Genomic DNA, 15,372 nt, shown 5'->3' on the forward strand with positions numbered 1-15,372 from the left:
TTGTCCGGGGCCTCCTGCGCGGCCTTGAGGGCGCGGGCGGAGTCGATAACCGCCTGCACGTCCTGCTCGCTCATCCCGGCCTTGATGGCGGCCAGCTCGTCGCGTTCCTCGCGGTCGCGCCGTTCGCCCAGTTCCGGGTCCGGAGTCAGAAGTACGGTCACGCGGTGGCCGTTGCCCAGCAGGTACTCACGCAGCAGGTTCTGGAAGACGGGCACGCCCTCGGCCAGTTCGGCCTTGAGGCGCTCAAGGGGGCCCTCAAAGGCCAGCGGCGCAAAGGGGTCGCCATCGTACAGCCACGTGGTCAGGGACATGAGCATCATGGACAGGCCCTTGGGGAAGCGCCCGGTGTTCTGCTCGCGCAGGTCAAATTCCACGCTGTTCAGGGCTGCTTCCACCATCTCGTCCGAGGGGCCGTTTTCGCCAAGACCGCGCAGCACATCAAGGATGATGCCTTCGGCCTTTTCGCGGTTTTCGGCGTCCATGCCCTTGAGGCCAACGGAGAAGGACATCTGGCGCAGTTCGTCCTCAAGGCCCACCCCGGCGAGGTCCTCGCCAAGGCCGGATTCCATCAGCGCGCGGCGCAGCGGCGAGGACGGCAATCCAATGAGCACATGCTCCAGCACCTGCAGGCGCAGGGCAAGGTCACGGTCCGAGGTTTCGGGCAGCAGCCAATTCATGGTGAACATGGCCTTGGCGTCCGCGCCGCCAGCGTAATGGCGCTCCACCACGGCGGGCTGATTGGTGGGCGTTTGCACCTCCACCTCGGAGTCCACGGTCAGCACCTCAAAGCCGCTGAGGGCGTCGGCCAAAATCTTCAGGCGGGTGTCTTCGTCGTCATCGCCATAGAACCAGAACCGTGCGTTGGAGGGATGGTACAGCGTGCGGTGGAACTCCATGAACATTTCATGGTTCAGGTCCGGGATATGGCGCGGGTCGCCGCCGGAGTCCAGCCCGTAGGTGGTATCCGGGAACAGCTCGCGCTGGGAGAATTCGTGTAGCAGGCTATCCGGAGAGCTGTACGCGCCCTTCATTTCGTTGAAGACCACGCCCTTGCGGGTGAGCTCGCCCTCTGGGGAATCCAGCTCATAGTGCCAGCCTTCCTGCTGGAAAATCTGCTCGGTGATGCGCGGGTGGAACACGGCATCAATGTAGACGTCCACAAGGTTGTAGAAGTCCTGCACATTGGTGCTGGCCACGGGGTAGCAGGTCTTGTCCGGATAGGTGAAGGCGTTGAGGAAGGTCTGGAGCGAGCCCTTCAGCAGTTCCACAAACGGCTCCTTAACCGGGTACTTGGCGGAGCCGCACAGCACGGAATGCTCCAGAATGTGGGGCACGCCTGTGGAATCACGCGGGGGCGTGCGGAAGCTGACGCCAAAGACCTTGTTCTCGTCGGGGCAGGTCAGGCTCATGAGTTCCGCGCCGGTCCTCTGATGGCGGAAGTGCCGCGCCTTCACGCCGAGTTCGGCAATTTCCTTCTCAACAAGCAACTCGAATCCGTGTATAATCGTCATCCATTCCTCCCGCTTTGCGCCAAAGGCTAAAGGGAGCCAAGGCGGCGGTACTTTGTCGTTTTTTTAGCCACGAAGGGTGTTGTACATGAGCTTTCTCGCAAATAAAACCGTCATCGTCACCGGCGCGTCGTCCGGCGTGGGCCGCGCCACCGCGCAGGAACTGGCCGAACGCGGAGCACGCCTTGTGCTGTCCGCCAGAGCTGTGGATCCGCTCAAAGCCGCGCTGGAAGCGTGCGCAAACGCCTCGCACGAGGCAGGGTTCTCCGGCGATCACGCCATGATAGCCGGGAGTGTCGCAAAGGCCAAGGTCGCAGAAAGCCTTGTCGCCACGGCCATGAACATGGGCGCGTTTACGGGCCTCATCCACGCGGCGGGCGTGCTGGCCCCCGGCCCCGCGCTGTGGGAGTTGGACCCGGACCGCTTTCAGGACGTCTTTGACGCCAGCGTGCATGGCGCGTGGATGCTCATCCATACGGCCATGCCCGCCCTGCGGCATGTGGAAAACAGCTTTGCCGTCTTCCTTGGCTCCGGTGCGGCGGAGATCACCCAGCCCGGCATCGCCGCCTACTGCGCGGCCAAGGCCGCAGAGGAGCACATGGTCCGCCAGCTGGCTGTGGAATTGCCGCAGGTGGCGTCCATGGTCTACCGCCCCGGCATTGTGGACACGCCCATGCAGACCAAGGCCCGCGCCAGCACAGGCGAAATGGCTGAGAAAGTCAGCGCCGTCTTCAGCGCTTGGCACGAGCGCGGCGAGCTGCTGACGCCGCAGGAATCCGCCTGCGCCCTCGTCTCCCTCATTGAGGGCGGCGTCCGGCGTTTTCATGGCGGCATTGCCACCGTGGCGGATGCCTCGGGCTGACGCCGGGCACTGTGCCACCACCTCGCCGCCACGGCGCGGCGCACACCACAACGACACCACGCAGGAACAAACAGTCCATGACCACGCAGACAGAACACCACACCACCGCGCAGGCACTTGTTGACCGCCAATTCGCCTTTGCGGACCTTTCGCATCCGGCCATGGCCATGCTCCAGAGCCTCGCCATGACCGATACCACAGAAGCCCTGGCAAGCGGCGCGCTGACCCCGCCGAAGCCGGGCAGCACGCCGCCCCTGCCTCAGCCGCAGGCCCCGCTCAGCGCCATAGACCTGCTGCGCGATGAAATCTCCCTGCCGTCCCTGCCCTCGGTCTATGCCGAACTGCAAACGGTCATCGCCGACACCAGTTCTTCAGCCAGCGACGTGGCGCGGGTTATCTCGTCGGACACCAGTTTGACGGCCTTTTTGCTGCGGCTGGTGAACAGCGCGTTCTATAGCTTTCCCTCGCAGATTGACACCATCTCGCGCGCTGTGGCCGTGGTGGGGACGGCGCAGCTGTCCACCCTGGCCCTTGGTACCTCGGTCATGACCATGTTCACCGGCATTCCGGAAGAGCTCACCAATATGGAGGACTTCTGGCGGCACAGCATCAGTGTGGGCGTGCTGGCCCGCGCCATTGCCGTGCGCAGCGCCACGGGCGAGCCGGAACGCTTTTTCGTCGCGGGGCTGCTGCACGACGTTGGGCGCCTTGCCCTGTGCAAGGTCGCCCCAGACCGCTTTGGCGACGCCATTGCCACCGCCCGGGCCAAAGGCATGCTGCTCTACGAGGCCGAGCGCGAGGCCCGTGGCGTTGACCACGCCACCCTTGGCGGCATGCTGCTGCGCAAGTGGAACCTGCCCTTTAGCCTTGTCAACGCCGTACTCTACCACCACGACCCGGCGCGCGCCTCCAAGCCCGAGGCCTCCGCCGTTATCCACCTTGCGGATATTCTCTCCTGCGCGCTGTTCCACGGCCACACCACAGAGCGCCTTGTGCCGCCGCTGGCCAGTGAAGCGTGGGACGCCCTGCGCCTTACCCCGGACGACCTGCCCGCCTGCATCAACGGCGCGCAGGAGCAGATTGACGAAACCCTCCACGCCCTCTTGCACGATGGAGCCTAACCCCGCACGGGGCGAAGGTGCCGCGCCCAGCTATTGCGCCCAGACAGTGCCCTCTGCCGCTCCGCCGCCGCACGGCCGGGAACCTTCCCCAGCCCTATAGCGCGCGGCTTCCGCCACAGCCCCACATGCACCAACCCCGGACGCGTTGCCGCATCCGGGGTTGAAAAGCGTGGCCCGCCGCCACAAGCGCGCCATAAAGCTGACGCGCCGCGTATTTTTTCCAGCCAAGCTGGTCCGTTGTCTTGCAGACGATTCAGACAGAACGCGGCGCAAGGCACGCGGACGGTCCGCGCCCACAGGGTGACCGCGCTACACAGCCAAAACGCCGCCGGTCTCCGCCCTTCTAGGCAAGCATGCCAGACAGGGTCGTATCCCCGCCGTCAAACAGCGACAGCGCAAGCTCCATCTCGCTGGCGAAGCGGCTGTGCACCGCACTGCGGACCCGCTCCGTGGAGGAGCCAAACTGGCCGCTGCGGTGGGCGTACACTTCCTGAATAAGCGACTTGCCAAAGTCATCGGCGCCATTTCTGTTCACAGCATCCACGGCGCTGGCAAAGATGCGCGCCGAGCCGGATGCCCCGTGCTGTACGGCGGTGCTCCACAGCACCTGCGCCAGCACGCCGCCCTCGCCTTCAAGGTCCAGCCCTGTCAGTTCGGCCACCTTGCGCGCCGCCGGCAGGAAGTGCGTCTCGCGGATAAACTCGTGCTGCACATCGGCAAAGCGCTCCGGCTCCGCCTGCGCAATATCCTTCCACGCGGCGGGAACGGCTCCTGTGGTAGAACCGGTGTTGGCTTTGCCCGCACCGCGCAGGGCCTCGGCCCACTTGGGCGCGTGGCGGTCAAGGTATGTCAGAAAACCGTCAAAGGTCCCCGCGCGCGATGAAATCTGATACATGCCGTAGGACGTGCCGCCCACCCGGTCATACCCGATCACGCCGGGGTCGCCATTGGATTCAAAACGCGCCGCCAGCAAGCCTGCAAGGCGCGCGGCCTCGCGACTGCCATAGGCCTTATTTTCCATAGCCTGCGTTGCCGCCTGCCGTGAGGGCGATTCAGCGGACGTGTGGCCTGCGGCCTGCGCCATTACAGCGCCTGCCGCAGCGTCGGCGTCAGCTATGGTCCCGGCCTTGGCGGCCTGCACGGCCGCACTGCCCGGCTGGGCGCTGGCGTCGGTCTTGGCGCTGACGGTGGCAAAGGAATCGCCCGCAGCGCCGTGGTGTTGCGCCGTGGTCATGGCCTCGGCGCGTTGTCTGTGGTGGACGTTTCGCAGGGTCTCCAGCATGGTTGCCAACGCATTGGCGCCTCCCAGCGCGCCGGGGAAGGTTCCCTCGCCGCCGCCCCGCGCGTCGCCGCCGGAGTCCGACAACGTGTCGATGAGCATGGAGGCGTCCGTCAGCCCTGCGAATTCGCTGGCCTGATGCGCCCCGCCCTCACCGGTCATACCGTTTATGAATTCCCGGCCCAGCATCAGCTGGCCTTCAACGCCCGTGTATGTTCCCGGGCCGCCGGTAAGAATGCTCTGCAACATACTGCCAAAGGCCGCATCCCCCAGCGGCAGGCCCTGCCCGCCGCGGAACTGCGATATCTTCTGAAGCGCCGCAATCTGTTTGGTTATGCTACTTAATCTATTCATGTACACGCTCTCCTAACGGGAATGACGACGTCGAAAAACCGACGATTCCCCCTCTCAGCAGGGTATTGAGCAATAAGCATGCCTAGATACTGAAACACCGCAATTCCAGCGAAGCATTTGCCCTTTTTGGCGTCTTTCCTGTAGGCTTGCCGCATACATTATCTTTTTGAGGAGATACCAATGATGACACGTGACGAAGCGCTGGCCCTTATTACCGCGCAAAATCCCGAACCGCACCTGATCAATCACGCCAAGCAGACCGAAGCCATCATGCGCGCCCTTGCGCCGCAGTTTGAGGCGGACGCCGAGCTGTGGGGCATCACCGGCCTGCTGCACGACCTTGACTACCCCATGACCAAAGACACCCCCGAACAGCACGGCGCCATGGCCAAGGATATGCTGGACGGCAAAATGCCCGAAGACGCCCTGCACGCCATCATTGCCCACAATGAAGAATGCACCGGCGTTGCCGCCGAAAACACGTTCGACTACGCCCTGCGCGCGGCAGAGACCGTCACCGGCCTCATCTCCGCCGCCGCCCTTGTGCGCCCCACCCGCATGGACGGCATGAAGGCCAAAAGCCTGAAAAAGAAAATGAAGGACAAGTCCTTCGCCGCCAGCGTCAACCGCGAGCGCATCCACGAGTGTGACAAGCTGGACATGGACCTTGGCGCATTTTTAACCCTGTCCATCGCCGCTATGGCCGGCGTGGCCGAGGAAACCGGCATCGCCTAGCCCTCTATGGCGCGCGCCCACCCCGCGCCAGTTTGACGAAAACAAAACACGGGCACGAAGCCGCCACAGCGCCCTTCGTGCCCGCCAAACGCTCACCCAGCGGATGCCCGCATCCGCGCCACCACTGGAGGACGCCGTGTTCCGCCTCCCCCGCGTTCACGACCCACTTGATGAAACCAGCTCCTTTGCCGAAAAGCAGTTGGCGCGCCTGATGCGCTGGCTGTATATGATCGGCCGGGGCTTTGTGGCCGACCAGTGCCTGCTGCGCGCCTCGGCGCTGGCCTATACCACCGTCCTCTCCATGGTGCCGCTTTTGGCCGTGGCGTTCTCCATTTCCAAGGGCTTTGGATTCCAGAACTCCACCTTCATCCGCACCCTGCTCATGCAGGCCACCACAGGCAACCCCGAGGTGGTGGAAACCATCATCGGCTACATCAACAACACCAACGTCAGCACGCTGGGCGTAGCCGGCGTGACACTGCTCTTCATGACGGTTATCTCGCTGCTGGGGAACATTGAGGCCAGCTTCAATTCCATTTTTGGCGTCAAGAGCCAGCGCAGCCTGTGGCGCAAGTTCTCGGACTATCTGGCCGTGACCATGGTCTGCCCACTGCTCATCATCGTCGCCATCAGCTCCACGGCGTCGCTCCAGAGTACGCACGTGGTGCAACAGATTCTGAGCGTTTCGGTCTTCAGCACGCTGTACATCGCCCTGCTCAAGCTGCTGCCCTATTTCACCACGTGGCTGGCGCTTATTTTTATTTATGTCTTTATCCCCAACACGCGGGTGCGCTTTCCCGCCGCCCTCGGCGGCGCGGTTATCGCCGGCAGCCTGTGGCAGTTGGTGCAAATGGCCTACATCCAGTACCAAGCCACCTCCACCAACTACAACGCCATCTACGGCAGCTTTGCGCAGGTACCGCTGTTTCTCATCTGGACCTTTATCAGCTGGATTATCGTCCTGCTGGGCGCGGAAATCTGCTTCGCCCTCCAGTATAGCGAAAGCTACTACAGCGAGGCGCGCATGAACGAGTACAGCTTTGACGACAGGCAAAAGCTGGGGGTACTCGTCCTCGCCCTTATCACGCATATGTTTCAAAGCGGACGCCCCACACCCACCAATGAGGACATCGCCCACCGCCTTGGCGCGCCGGTGAAGCTGGTGAACCATGTGATGTTCATGCTTGCCCAAAGCGGCGTGGTGGTTAAAGTTGACCGCGAGCGCGGCGAGGCATACACCCTTGCCCGTCCCCCGCAGAGCGTTCGCATCGTGGACGTAATGCAATCGCTGGCCCTGTACAGGGACACCACAGGACGCGAGCCCTTTGAAAGCAACGCCGACTTTCTGGCTCCCATATTTGCGCAAATCGGACAGGCCGCGCGGGCAAGCGACGGCAACCTGACCCTGGACGCCTTTGCAACGCATTGCGCAGGGCACGCCTTTTGCGATACATCTCGGCACGATGAAGAGACGCGACACACAGATGGAACATAACCACAAGTATTTCCGCAACACGGATTGCCGATACTTTCCCTGCCACAAGGGCGCAGACCCAGAGCATTTCAACTGCTTGTTCTGCTTCTGTCCCCTGTATTTTCTGCAGGACTGCGGCGGCAATCCCACATGGCGCGGCAAGGTGAAGGACTGCACCCACTGCACCGTCCCGCACTCCCCCGGCGGCTACGAGCATGTCCTCGCCCGTCTGAAACCCGAGTTCGAACGGATGCGCGCCGCATCCGACGACGAAAGCTAACCAGCACCTCGGCAGCAACAGCGCAACCAAAGGACAGACCGACATGAACGCCCAACGCAAATCGCTCCTCACCCTCGCAGTGGTCCTCATTGCCATTGGTGCCGGATTCTGGCTGTGGAATGCCCGCACCGCCCCAGCACCGGACGCACAGACCGAATCGCGGCAGGACGAAGCCGACGGCGCGGCCTCGTATCTGTCCGAATTGCCCCGCGTGCCCGTGACTGACGACGGCAACGCCACGGCAGAGGCGACGGCCCAGCCCCAGCCCGCTGCCCCCGCGCAGGAGACCAACGCCTCGCAGGTACGCGGCAACGCCACCCCCAGCGAGCAGCGCACGGACGCCGTGGTCACGCCGGACTTTATCCGCGACCTTGCCCGCCTGTGCGCCACCAATTACCACCCCCCGCGGACCCGGCATAATCCCTCCGGCAGCGGCCTCACAACCCTCACGTTCAAGAAGCTCAACATGCATTACGGCATTGAGCTGACGGGCCTGCGCACCGGCTCGCGCGATGTGTTAGAGGGCCGCACCGCCGTGCTGCGCCACCTGATGTCTCCCATCGTCCTGCGCACCGTGTACGCTCTGTTTGGCGACGCCTTTGTGGCCGCCCTTGCCGAAGAAGGCATGCACCAGACCCGCGAATTCAAGGCCCCCGAAGGCGGCTACGCCTTCCGCGCCCTCACCGCCAAGGAAGCCGAAAACATGCTGGACGTCTACGCGGCCATGGTCCGCGAGGTGGGCAGCACCTTCCGCGCCTTTGCCAAGCGCCGCGACCTTGTGGATGTGATGGAGCGCTACAGCCGCGCCGCCCGCCGCGTCACCGACGCCTACGGCGCCTACGCCGACCTTGAGGCGCAGGACGCACCGGCCAAACAGCTGGACCGCATCTCCGCAGAAATCAAAAAGGCCCTTGTGGAGCGCGACAGCATGCGCGCCACCATCCTGTCCATGGCCTCCCCCAAAAAGACCCGCAAGCTCCTGTCCGAAGGCGACGTTATGGACATTGCCACGTGGATTTCCCGGCGGCTGACCACGGACAAGGAATACATCAACGCCATCGGCGCCATTGCCTCCCTCAGCGAGGAGCTGGCCATGGACCTGAAGGGCTTTGACACCACCGCCCTTGCGGCCAATGCCGCCAGTTCCCCTGCACCCGATGCCGCCAGCGCCACCGCGCAGTAGCCCCGGCCATACAACGACACACAGCCCGGTATGCGTCACGCATACCGGGCTGTTTTTGTGCTGTGCTCTGGAGCCGGCGGCTAGCTGGCCGCGCCTTCGCCCGCAAGGGCGAATTCCACCGCCGCAAGGGCGTGCAGGCGCGTGGTATCCAACAGCGGCACGTCGGTGTGCTCGGAACCGACCAGCAGAGGAATTTCCGTGCAGCCAAGCACCACGGCCTGTGCGCCGTTGTCCTGCAGGCGGCTGATGGCCTCAAGGTAGGTGGCGCGCGAGTCGTCGCGCAGTTCGCCCTTCACCAGCTCTTCAAAGATGATGCGGTTGATTTCCTTGCGCTCGGCCTCATCCGGCACGCACACCTCAACGCCATGGGCGTCGGCAAGGCGGCCCCGGTAGAAGTCGTACTCCATGGTGAAGGCCGTCCCCAAAAGGCCCACACGCGACCACCCGCGCGCCGTGCATTCGCGGCCCGCGGCGTCGGCAATGTGCAAAAGCGGCACGGAAATGGCGGACTCCAGCTTGGGGGCAATATTGTGCACGGTGTTGGTGCAGATGAGCATGCACTCAGCGCCTGCGGCAATCAGGGACTCCGCCGTCGCCGTCAGCTTGGCCGCGACATCGTCCCAGCGCCCGGCATGCATAAGGTCCGCGACCTCCTGAAAGTCATAGGATTGCATCACGATGTCGGCGGAGGGGACGCCGCCCATCCTGCGGGCCACTTCCTCGTTGATGATGCGGTAATACTCGATGGTGGATTCCCAGCTCATGCCGCCAAGAAGGCCAATACGTCGCATTGTCGGCTCCGGTGTTGTCAATATGTCCTGTGTGCGGGAGGAAGCCCGGGCTCCCCGGCCCCCTCTTATCCAAAGAAATAATACAGCGTACCCGTGGTGATGATGGACACGACGCGCAGCGTCTGGTTGGCGGCAATAAGCCGCAGGGCGATGCGCGGTTTAAAGATGCCCGCATAGTACGGGAACTGGTGGCGGAACGCCCGCATGGGCGAGGACAGCACATTGCCCAGCACCAATGCGAGGACGATTTCCCGCGTGGTCAGCGCCCCGTCCTGAATCAGCGCGCCAGCCGTTGCCAGCCCGGCCGTAAACTCCGCTGCCACGTGAAAGACCACAATGGACAGCGCCTCTGTCGGCAGCCACGAGAAGAAGGACACATGCTCGGCCAAGAAGTCTTCAAACACTCCAAACGCGCCGTAGCGGTTCAGCAAATAGATGGCGATGTAGATGGGCACTGTGATGCGCAAAATCTTGCGGATGCGCTTTTTGAAACGGCTCCACGTTTTTTTGAGGGCTTCACGCCAGCCCGCGCTGCGCTGTTCGTCCAAGCGGCACGTCACACAGCCCGGCGGCAACGGCGGCAAGACCAGCCGCCCGAGAAGAATGATGAAGGCCGTGCGCAAAAACGCCGCGCCAAGGGTCAGGCTCACATACACCACCGCCGCGCTGCCAATAAACGGCACGGTGATGAAAAACAGCGTGGGCATGTGCAAAAAATACGTCGGCAGGCTGTTGAACAGGTTGGAGATCATCAGCTCCTTGTCCGACAGGGTGCCCTTCTCGTGCGCCTCGGCCAGCATGGTGTTGGCCGCAATGCCCGAGAAAAACGCCATGGAAAAGCTGGCTCCGGTTACGTCCTTGAGGCGGGCAATGCGCGTAATAGGCTCGGCCACGCGCGCCACGGCGCGCGTCCAGTTCAGCGCCTCAATAAGGTTACCAATCATCAGGCCAAGGGAAATATAGAAAATAAGGCGGCACAGCGGCCAGCCCAAACCATTCCAGAGCAGGTCAAAATCCATGGGGTGTCATCCGTTATGTCTCATCGTTGCGGAGCTTCCGGCGAAGCTCAACAGGCGCAAATCGGGCCGGGAGGGGCCGCTCCGCCACCCGTGCGGCGGATGCGGCGTGTTAGCCTATCAGCATCGCCCACCGCCCACAACACCCCGCAAAAAACAACAAAGCCCCCGGTGACGGGGGCTTTGTGAAACCGCTGATGCGGTGGATATCCGGGGAATGCTTGGCTTACGCTTCCTGCATGGACCAAATCATGCGGCCAACGACCTTCTCGCCGTATTCGTCGATGGACAGCTGCTGGTCCACATGATTGGGGTTCTCCGACTTGAGGACGAAGAGATTCTGCTGGGCGTCAAAGTACACGCGGCGGATGACCAGTCCCTCGTAGGGAACCAGCACGCCGTAGACTTCGCCGGAAGTGATGGCCTTCTGGTCGCGGTCCAGGCCCACAAAAGCGCCGCGGCGCAGCAGGGGCTCCATGCCCGCACCATCCATCTGCACCACAAGCAAGGACTCGCGGTCAAAGGCGGAGGGGATGATAATCTGTCCTGCGGCGGTGGGCTTCCACTGGCCCTGCTCGCTCAGTTCGCCTGCCATACCGTAGTAAGTGACCACCTTGCCGGAGGCCAGCGGGTCGCCATAGGGCGCGCCCTCTTCATGCAGCGTCTCGGACAGCGCAGGCTGATCAAAGGGCTGGTAGCCTTCCTTGGTCTTGATGTGCTCAGGACCGCGGCCCATGGCCAGCCAATCGGGGTTGAGACCGTACTTGCGGAACAGCGTCAAAAACCAATCCGCGGGGACGGAGTCCCTGCGCTTGGCATCGGAAATACTGGACTGGCGGATACCCAGAACACTGGCCAGCTCGACCTGCGTTCTCGTTCCGGTTGCTTCCTTTATCCGTTCAACGACCGGTCCGAACCCTTGTCCGTACTTGGAACCTGTCTTACTCATTAATAAACCCTTCTTTTCCATAGCAGAGTATTGACAAGACTATCAGCTAGTCTATACAGTCAACTCGCTAGGACATCGTTATGGAACAAAAAATTCACACATCCTTGGACCAACACCCCTGCGGCCGACAGGCGGCTCTACGGGCTTGGCTGGCGTACCACGGCATCCCAATGAAGGAGCTGGCGCGCATGATAGGGGTTCATCCCTCGATGATGACGCACATCGTCAAGGGCAACCGCTCTCCTGCCAAGCGCATTGAGCAGCTTGTGGCACTTGGAATTCCACGGCACCTGCTGCCGGAGCCATCACGGCCGCCGGGGCGCCCACCGAATCAAGAGCCACTGAAGACGAAAGGGAGACAGGCAGCGCATCGAAGTGAAAACGCGCGGGTGGAAGGAAAAATGTGAGGTCGTATATCCACACGGAACCATTCGATCAGAATTCTGCCAATGTCGACACAGGCGCGTCTTAATCTATATGCACTCGCGCCCTTGTGTGCATTGTCCTATTCAGCCGGAGCGGCGTAGGCAATAATCATACTAATCTGGTCCAGTTTGTCAAATCCCTATCGTTCTCGCCATCTCGTTTTGTTGCTTGCGCAGTAATCATTCAATTCCCACGCGGAAAAAGCAACCCCTTTTTGAATGGCCCCGCCGATATTGTCAATCAATTTACCACATGTCTATCTTGCCATCCATATCCAAAAAAACGCCCCACCTCGGCGAGATGGGGCGTTCTATGTTTCAAAGCGGAGCAGTTTAGCGCATGTAGCGCATGAACTCGTTCTCCGGGGTCATAATGATTCTGGTCTTGTCGCCAAAGCTCTTCTCGTACGCTTCAAGGCTACGCTTGAAGGAGTAGAAGTCCGGCGACTGCTTGAGGGCACCAGCGAAAATCTTGGTCGCTTCGGCTTCGCCTTCACCTCGCAGCACCTGAGCCTTACGCTCGGCTTCGGCGAGGATGAGGGCGCGTTCCTTATCGGCCTGCGACTTGATCTTTGCGGATTCCTCCTGACCTTCGGAGCGGTACTGCTTGGCCTGACGTTCACGCTCGGCGCGCATGCGGCCAAAGATAGCGCGTTCGTTCTCCGGGGGCAGGTCCGTACGCTTGATGCGAACGTCCACGACCTCGATGCCGTATTCGCTGATAAGCGTGGAGGAGCGCTTGGTCACCTCTTCCATAATCTGCGCGCGCTTGTGGGCCACAACCTCACCGAGGGTGTAGCGGCCAAGGGAAGCGCGCAGCTGGGAGTAGATGATGTCGTCCAAGCGCGAGCGGGCGGTGTTCACGGTCCGCAGAGTCCGGTAGAACTCCAGCGGGTCCACGATGCGCCACTTGGTGTAGTTGTCCACCAGCATGGTTTTCTTGTCGCTGGTGAGGATTTCCTCGGGGCGGGCGTCGTATTCGAGCACACGCTTGTCGAAGAAAATGACGTTCTGGACAAAGGGCAGCTTAAAGTGCAGCCCCGGCTCCATAATGCCGCCAACGGGCTTACCAAGCTGGAGCACAATGCCCGATTCCGTCTCATCCACGGTATACACGGTCTGCGTTGCGCCGACGAACAAGGCCACCAGCAACACAATAAGGGCTACGGATTTGTTGGAAGACATTTAGTTGCTCCCTCCCTTGCCTGAAGGCCGCGCGGAAGAGCCACTGGGGGACAGCGGCAGATAGGGCACCGCACCCCGCAGGGCTTTGTCGGACATAATGATCTTTTCCGTGTTGGGGTTGGAGAGGATGTGTTCCATGGTTTCAAGGTACAGGCGCTTGCGCGTCACGTCCTTGGCCTTGTTGTATTCCTCAAGCACGGAGAGGAAGCGTGCAGCGTCACCCTTGGCCTTGCGTACCTGCGTCTCCTTAAAGGCCTCGGCCTTGTTCAGGAGCACAGCCGCCTGACCACGCGCCTTGGGGATCAGGTCGTTGCGGTAGGCGTCGGCTTCGTTGATGAAGCGGCTCTTGTCCTCGCGCGCGGATGCCACGTCCTTAAAGGCGTCGATGACTTCCTTGGGCGGATGCACGTTCTGCAGCTGCACAGCCACAACGCGTACGCCAGCCTCGTAGCGGTCCAACATTTCCTGCATCAGCTCGCGGGTTTCGTTCTGGATGGCGAGCTTGTCCGTAGTAAGCACCGTATCGATCTTGTTGCGACCGATGACTTCACGCATTCCGGCTTCGGCCACGCTCTTTACAGTCTCGTGCTGATTCTGCACATTAAAGAGGTAGTTCTTCGCATCGCGGATGAGGTACTGCACGATGAACTGCACGTCGACGATGTTCTCGTCACCCGTGAGCATGAGCGATTCCTGCGGCACGTCCTGGAACTGCCCCGAGGAGAACTGCGTGCGGCGGCCTACGGTACGAAGGCCAACCTCAACGCGGCGAATCTGCGTCACCTTCGGCGTCTGCACGGACTCGATGGGGAAGGGCCACCTGTAGTGCGGGCCGGGTTCCGACTGTCGTTCAAAAGCCCCAAAGCGCTGCACAACGCCGACCTCGTCCGGTCCAACGATGTAGATGCCCGAGGCAAGCCACAGCACAAGGGCTATAAGAAGCACAATGCGCCATGCCGGGAACTTGAAATTCTTGAAGCGGTCCCAATCGACGTTCACGTCGCCGAAATTGGGGCCTCCGCCTCCGCCGCCCGGCTGCCTTTTCCGTTTTTCCTGGAGTTTTTCCCAATCCCAATTCATAATAACACCAATTACGTTCAATGATTTCAGAGGTCAAGCAGACCTCCTGAGCATGTCGCCCTCCGGCGCAGTGCCATGGAAACGGCGTGGGCCGGGCCGCACACGTTTTGCGTCCGTCCCGAAAAATGTCGTACACCCAACCCTAAGTGTAGTATGGTAGTGCCGGGTTCCGCAATGAATATACGAAAGAAAATGCCAAGAAATACGGAGGACAAATGAAACCCGTCAATCAGGAGATCTTCAGGGCCTATGACATCCGCGGCATCGTGGACACCGACTTCGATGCAGAATGGGTAGAGACCCTCGGGCGCGCCTGCGGCACCTACTTTAGGCAGCTGGGGCACACGCAGGCCGTTGTGGCCCACGATTGCAGGCATTCCTCTCCCCTGTATCAAAAGAGCATCATCAAGGGCCTTACCGAGACGGGACTTGATGTTGTCTATTTGAATATGGTCGCCACGCCGCTGTTCTACTTCGCCTGCAAAACGCTGGGCCGCAAGGCCGGCGTCATGATCACCGCCAGCCACAATCCGCCGGAGTTCAACGGCTTTAAGGTCTGGGCCGGTGAGACCACCATCCACTCCGAGGAAATCCAAAAAATTTACCACATCATGCAGGCCGGTGAATTTGAAACCGGCTCCGGCGTCGCCAGCGAGCACGACATCGTGCCCGCCTACCTCGACGAACTGGCCGCCCAGACCACGCTGAACAATCCGGTCAAGGTCGTCCTCGACGGCGGCAACGGCGCGGCGGGCGAAGTATGCCGCGAGCTGCTCACCCGCATCGGCGCAACGGTCATCGACCAGTACTGCGACCCGGACGGCGACTTCCCCAACCATCACCCCGACCCCATCGTGCCCAAGTACATGGCGGACCTCATCCAGCGCGTGCAGGACGAAGGCGCGGACCTTGGCATCGGTCTGGACGGCGACGGCGACCGCATCGGCGTCATCGACGAGACCGGAAACATGATCTACGGCGACCAGCTCCTTGCCATCTACGCCCGCTCCGTGCTGGACAACATTCCCGGCGCCACCATCATTGGCGAGGTCAAGTGAACCCACCTCATGTACAACGACATTGCCGAGCACGGCGGCGTGCCCATCATGGGGCAGACCGGGCACTCCCTC

At 61.8% G+C, this 15,372-nt stretch carries 13 protein-coding genes and 1 pseudogene; 7 read left to right on the forward strand and 7 right to left on the reverse strand.

Translation table 11 applies throughout. From position 1 onward, the window contains the following. On the reverse strand, positions 1-1,511 hold a 1,511-nt coding region (locus ACY69P_RS06095), incomplete at its 3' end, for an insulinase family protein (RefSeq protein WP_462326878.1). Positions 1,512-1,596: 85 nt separating this feature from the next. Between ACY69P_RS06095 and ACY69P_RS06100 the strand changes: the two genes are divergently transcribed. Beyond that, the gene (locus tag ACY69P_RS06100; protein ID WP_459900831.1) at positions 1,597-2,370 is read left to right on the forward strand and encodes an SDR family NAD(P)-dependent oxidoreductase; all 774 of its coding nucleotides are present in this window, start codon (positions 1,597-1,599) and stop codon (positions 2,368-2,370) included. A 77-nt stretch (positions 2,371-2,447) separates the two neighbouring features. Then, positions 2,448-3,491, forward strand: coding sequence for an HDOD domain-containing protein (locus ACY69P_RS06105; RefSeq protein WP_462326879.1), 1,044 nt, complete (start codon positions 2,448-2,450; stop codon positions 3,489-3,491). A gap of 343 nt (positions 3,492-3,834) precedes the next feature. Here the strand turns inward: ACY69P_RS06105 and ACY69P_RS06110 are convergent, their stop codons facing one another. Further along, positions 3,835-5,124, reverse strand: coding sequence for a VgrG-related protein (locus tag ACY69P_RS06110; protein ID WP_462326880.1), 1,290 nt, complete (start codon positions 5,122-5,124; stop codon positions 3,835-3,837). 180 nt (positions 5,125-5,304) lie between these two features. On the opposite strand from ACY69P_RS06110, the gene ACY69P_RS06115 reads away from it, so the two are divergent. From ACY69P_RS06115 to ACY69P_RS06130, 4 genes are all read left to right on the forward strand, one after another. Further along, positions 5,305-5,859, forward strand: coding sequence for an HDIG domain-containing metalloprotein (locus tag ACY69P_RS06115; protein ID WP_462326881.1), 555 nt, complete (start codon positions 5,305-5,307; stop codon positions 5,857-5,859). Between the two features lie 136 nt (positions 5,860-5,995). Beyond that, positions 5,996-7,354, forward strand: a complete 1,359-nt coding sequence (locus ACY69P_RS06120; RefSeq protein ID WP_459900823.1) for a YhjD/YihY/BrkB family envelope integrity protein — start codon at positions 5,996-5,998, stop codon at positions 7,352-7,354. Further along, on the forward strand, positions 7,344-7,613 hold the full coding sequence (locus tag ACY69P_RS06125) for a cysteine-rich small domain-containing protein (protein WP_459900821.1): 270 nt from the start codon (positions 7,344-7,346) through the stop codon (positions 7,611-7,613). Before ACY69P_RS06120 ends, ACY69P_RS06125 begins: the two co-directional genes overlap by 11 nt. Before the next feature lie 43 nt (positions 7,614-7,656). Beyond that, positions 7,657-8,796, forward strand: coding sequence for a hypothetical protein (locus ACY69P_RS06130; RefSeq protein WP_462326882.1), 1,140 nt, complete (start codon positions 7,657-7,659; stop codon positions 8,794-8,796). Between the two features lie 80 nt (positions 8,797-8,876). Here ACY69P_RS06130 and ACY69P_RS06135 read toward each other — a convergent pair whose 3' ends face one another. From ACY69P_RS06135 to hflK, 5 genes are all read right to left on the reverse strand, one after another. After that, positions 8,877-9,587, reverse strand: a complete 711-nt coding sequence (locus ACY69P_RS06135; protein ID WP_462326883.1) for an aspartate/glutamate racemase family protein — start codon at positions 9,585-9,587, stop codon at positions 8,877-8,879. Between the two features lie 65 nt (positions 9,588-9,652). Next, positions 9,653-10,606, reverse strand: coding sequence for a hypothetical protein (locus ACY69P_RS06140; protein WP_462326884.1), 954 nt, complete (start codon positions 10,604-10,606; stop codon positions 9,653-9,655). Between the two features lie 223 nt (positions 10,607-10,829). Further along, complete coding sequence (locus tag ACY69P_RS06145) at positions 10,830-11,552, reverse strand: LexA family transcriptional regulator (RefSeq protein ID WP_404843576.1); 723 nt, start codon at positions 11,550-11,552, stop codon at positions 10,830-10,832. 758 nt (positions 11,553-12,310) lie between these two features. Continuing rightward, positions 12,311-13,162 (reverse strand): protease modulator HflC, encoded by an 852-nt coding sequence (hflC, locus tag ACY69P_RS06150; protein WP_462326885.1) that lies wholly within the window; start codon positions 13,160-13,162, stop codon positions 12,311-12,313. Next, positions 13,163-14,161, reverse strand: a complete 999-nt coding sequence (gene hflK, locus ACY69P_RS06155) for an FtsH protease activity modulator HflK (RefSeq protein WP_462326886.1) — start codon at positions 14,159-14,161, stop codon at positions 13,163-13,165. A gap of 296 nt (positions 14,162-14,457) precedes the next feature. On the opposite strand from hflK, the pseudogene ACY69P_RS06160 reads away from it, so the two are divergent. After that, a pseudogene (locus tag ACY69P_RS06160) lies at positions 14,458-15,372 on the forward strand (phosphomannomutase/phosphoglucomutase); the annotation flags it as partial.

The sequence above is a fragment of the Desulfobaculum sp. genome, from assembly GCF_054921475.1.

What these genes read in the sequence shown, in the direction of transcription:
- ACY69P_RS06110 (WP_462326880.1), bottom strand. Translation starts at nt 5,124, where the DNA reads ATGAATAGATTAAGTAGCATAACCAAACAGATTGCGGCGCTTCAGAAG.
- ACY69P_RS06135 (WP_462326883.1), bottom strand. Translation starts at nt 9,587, where the DNA reads ATGCGACGTATTGGCCTTCTTGGCGGCATGAGCTGGGAATCCACCATC.
- ACY69P_RS06100 (WP_459900831.1), top strand. Translation starts at nt 1,597, where the DNA reads ATGAGCTTTCTCGCAAATAAAACCGTCATCGTCACCGGCGCGTCGTCC.
- hflC (WP_462326885.1), bottom strand. Translation starts at nt 13,162, where the DNA reads ATGTCTTCCAACAAATCCGTAGCCCTTATTGTGTTGCTGGTGGCCTTG.
- ACY69P_RS06125 (WP_459900821.1), top strand. Translation starts at nt 7,344, where the DNA reads ATGGAACATAACCACAAGTATTTCCGCAACACGGATTGCCGATACTTT.
- ACY69P_RS06145 (WP_404843576.1), bottom strand. Translation starts at nt 11,552, where the DNA reads ATGAGTAAGACAGGTTCCAAGTACGGACAAGGGTTCGGACCGGTCGTT.
- ACY69P_RS06105 (WP_462326879.1), top strand. Translation starts at nt 2,448, where the DNA reads ATGACCACGCAGACAGAACACCACACCACCGCGCAGGCACTTGTTGAC.
- ACY69P_RS06115 (WP_462326881.1), top strand. Translation starts at nt 5,305, where the DNA reads ATGATGACACGTGACGAAGCGCTGGCCCTTATTACCGCGCAAAATCCC.
- ACY69P_RS06140 (WP_462326884.1), bottom strand. Translation starts at nt 10,606, where the DNA reads ATGGATTTTGACCTGCTCTGGAATGGTTTGGGCTGGCCGCTGTGCCGC.
- ACY69P_RS06130 (WP_462326882.1), top strand. Translation starts at nt 7,657, where the DNA reads ATGAACGCCCAACGCAAATCGCTCCTCACCCTCGCAGTGGTCCTCATT.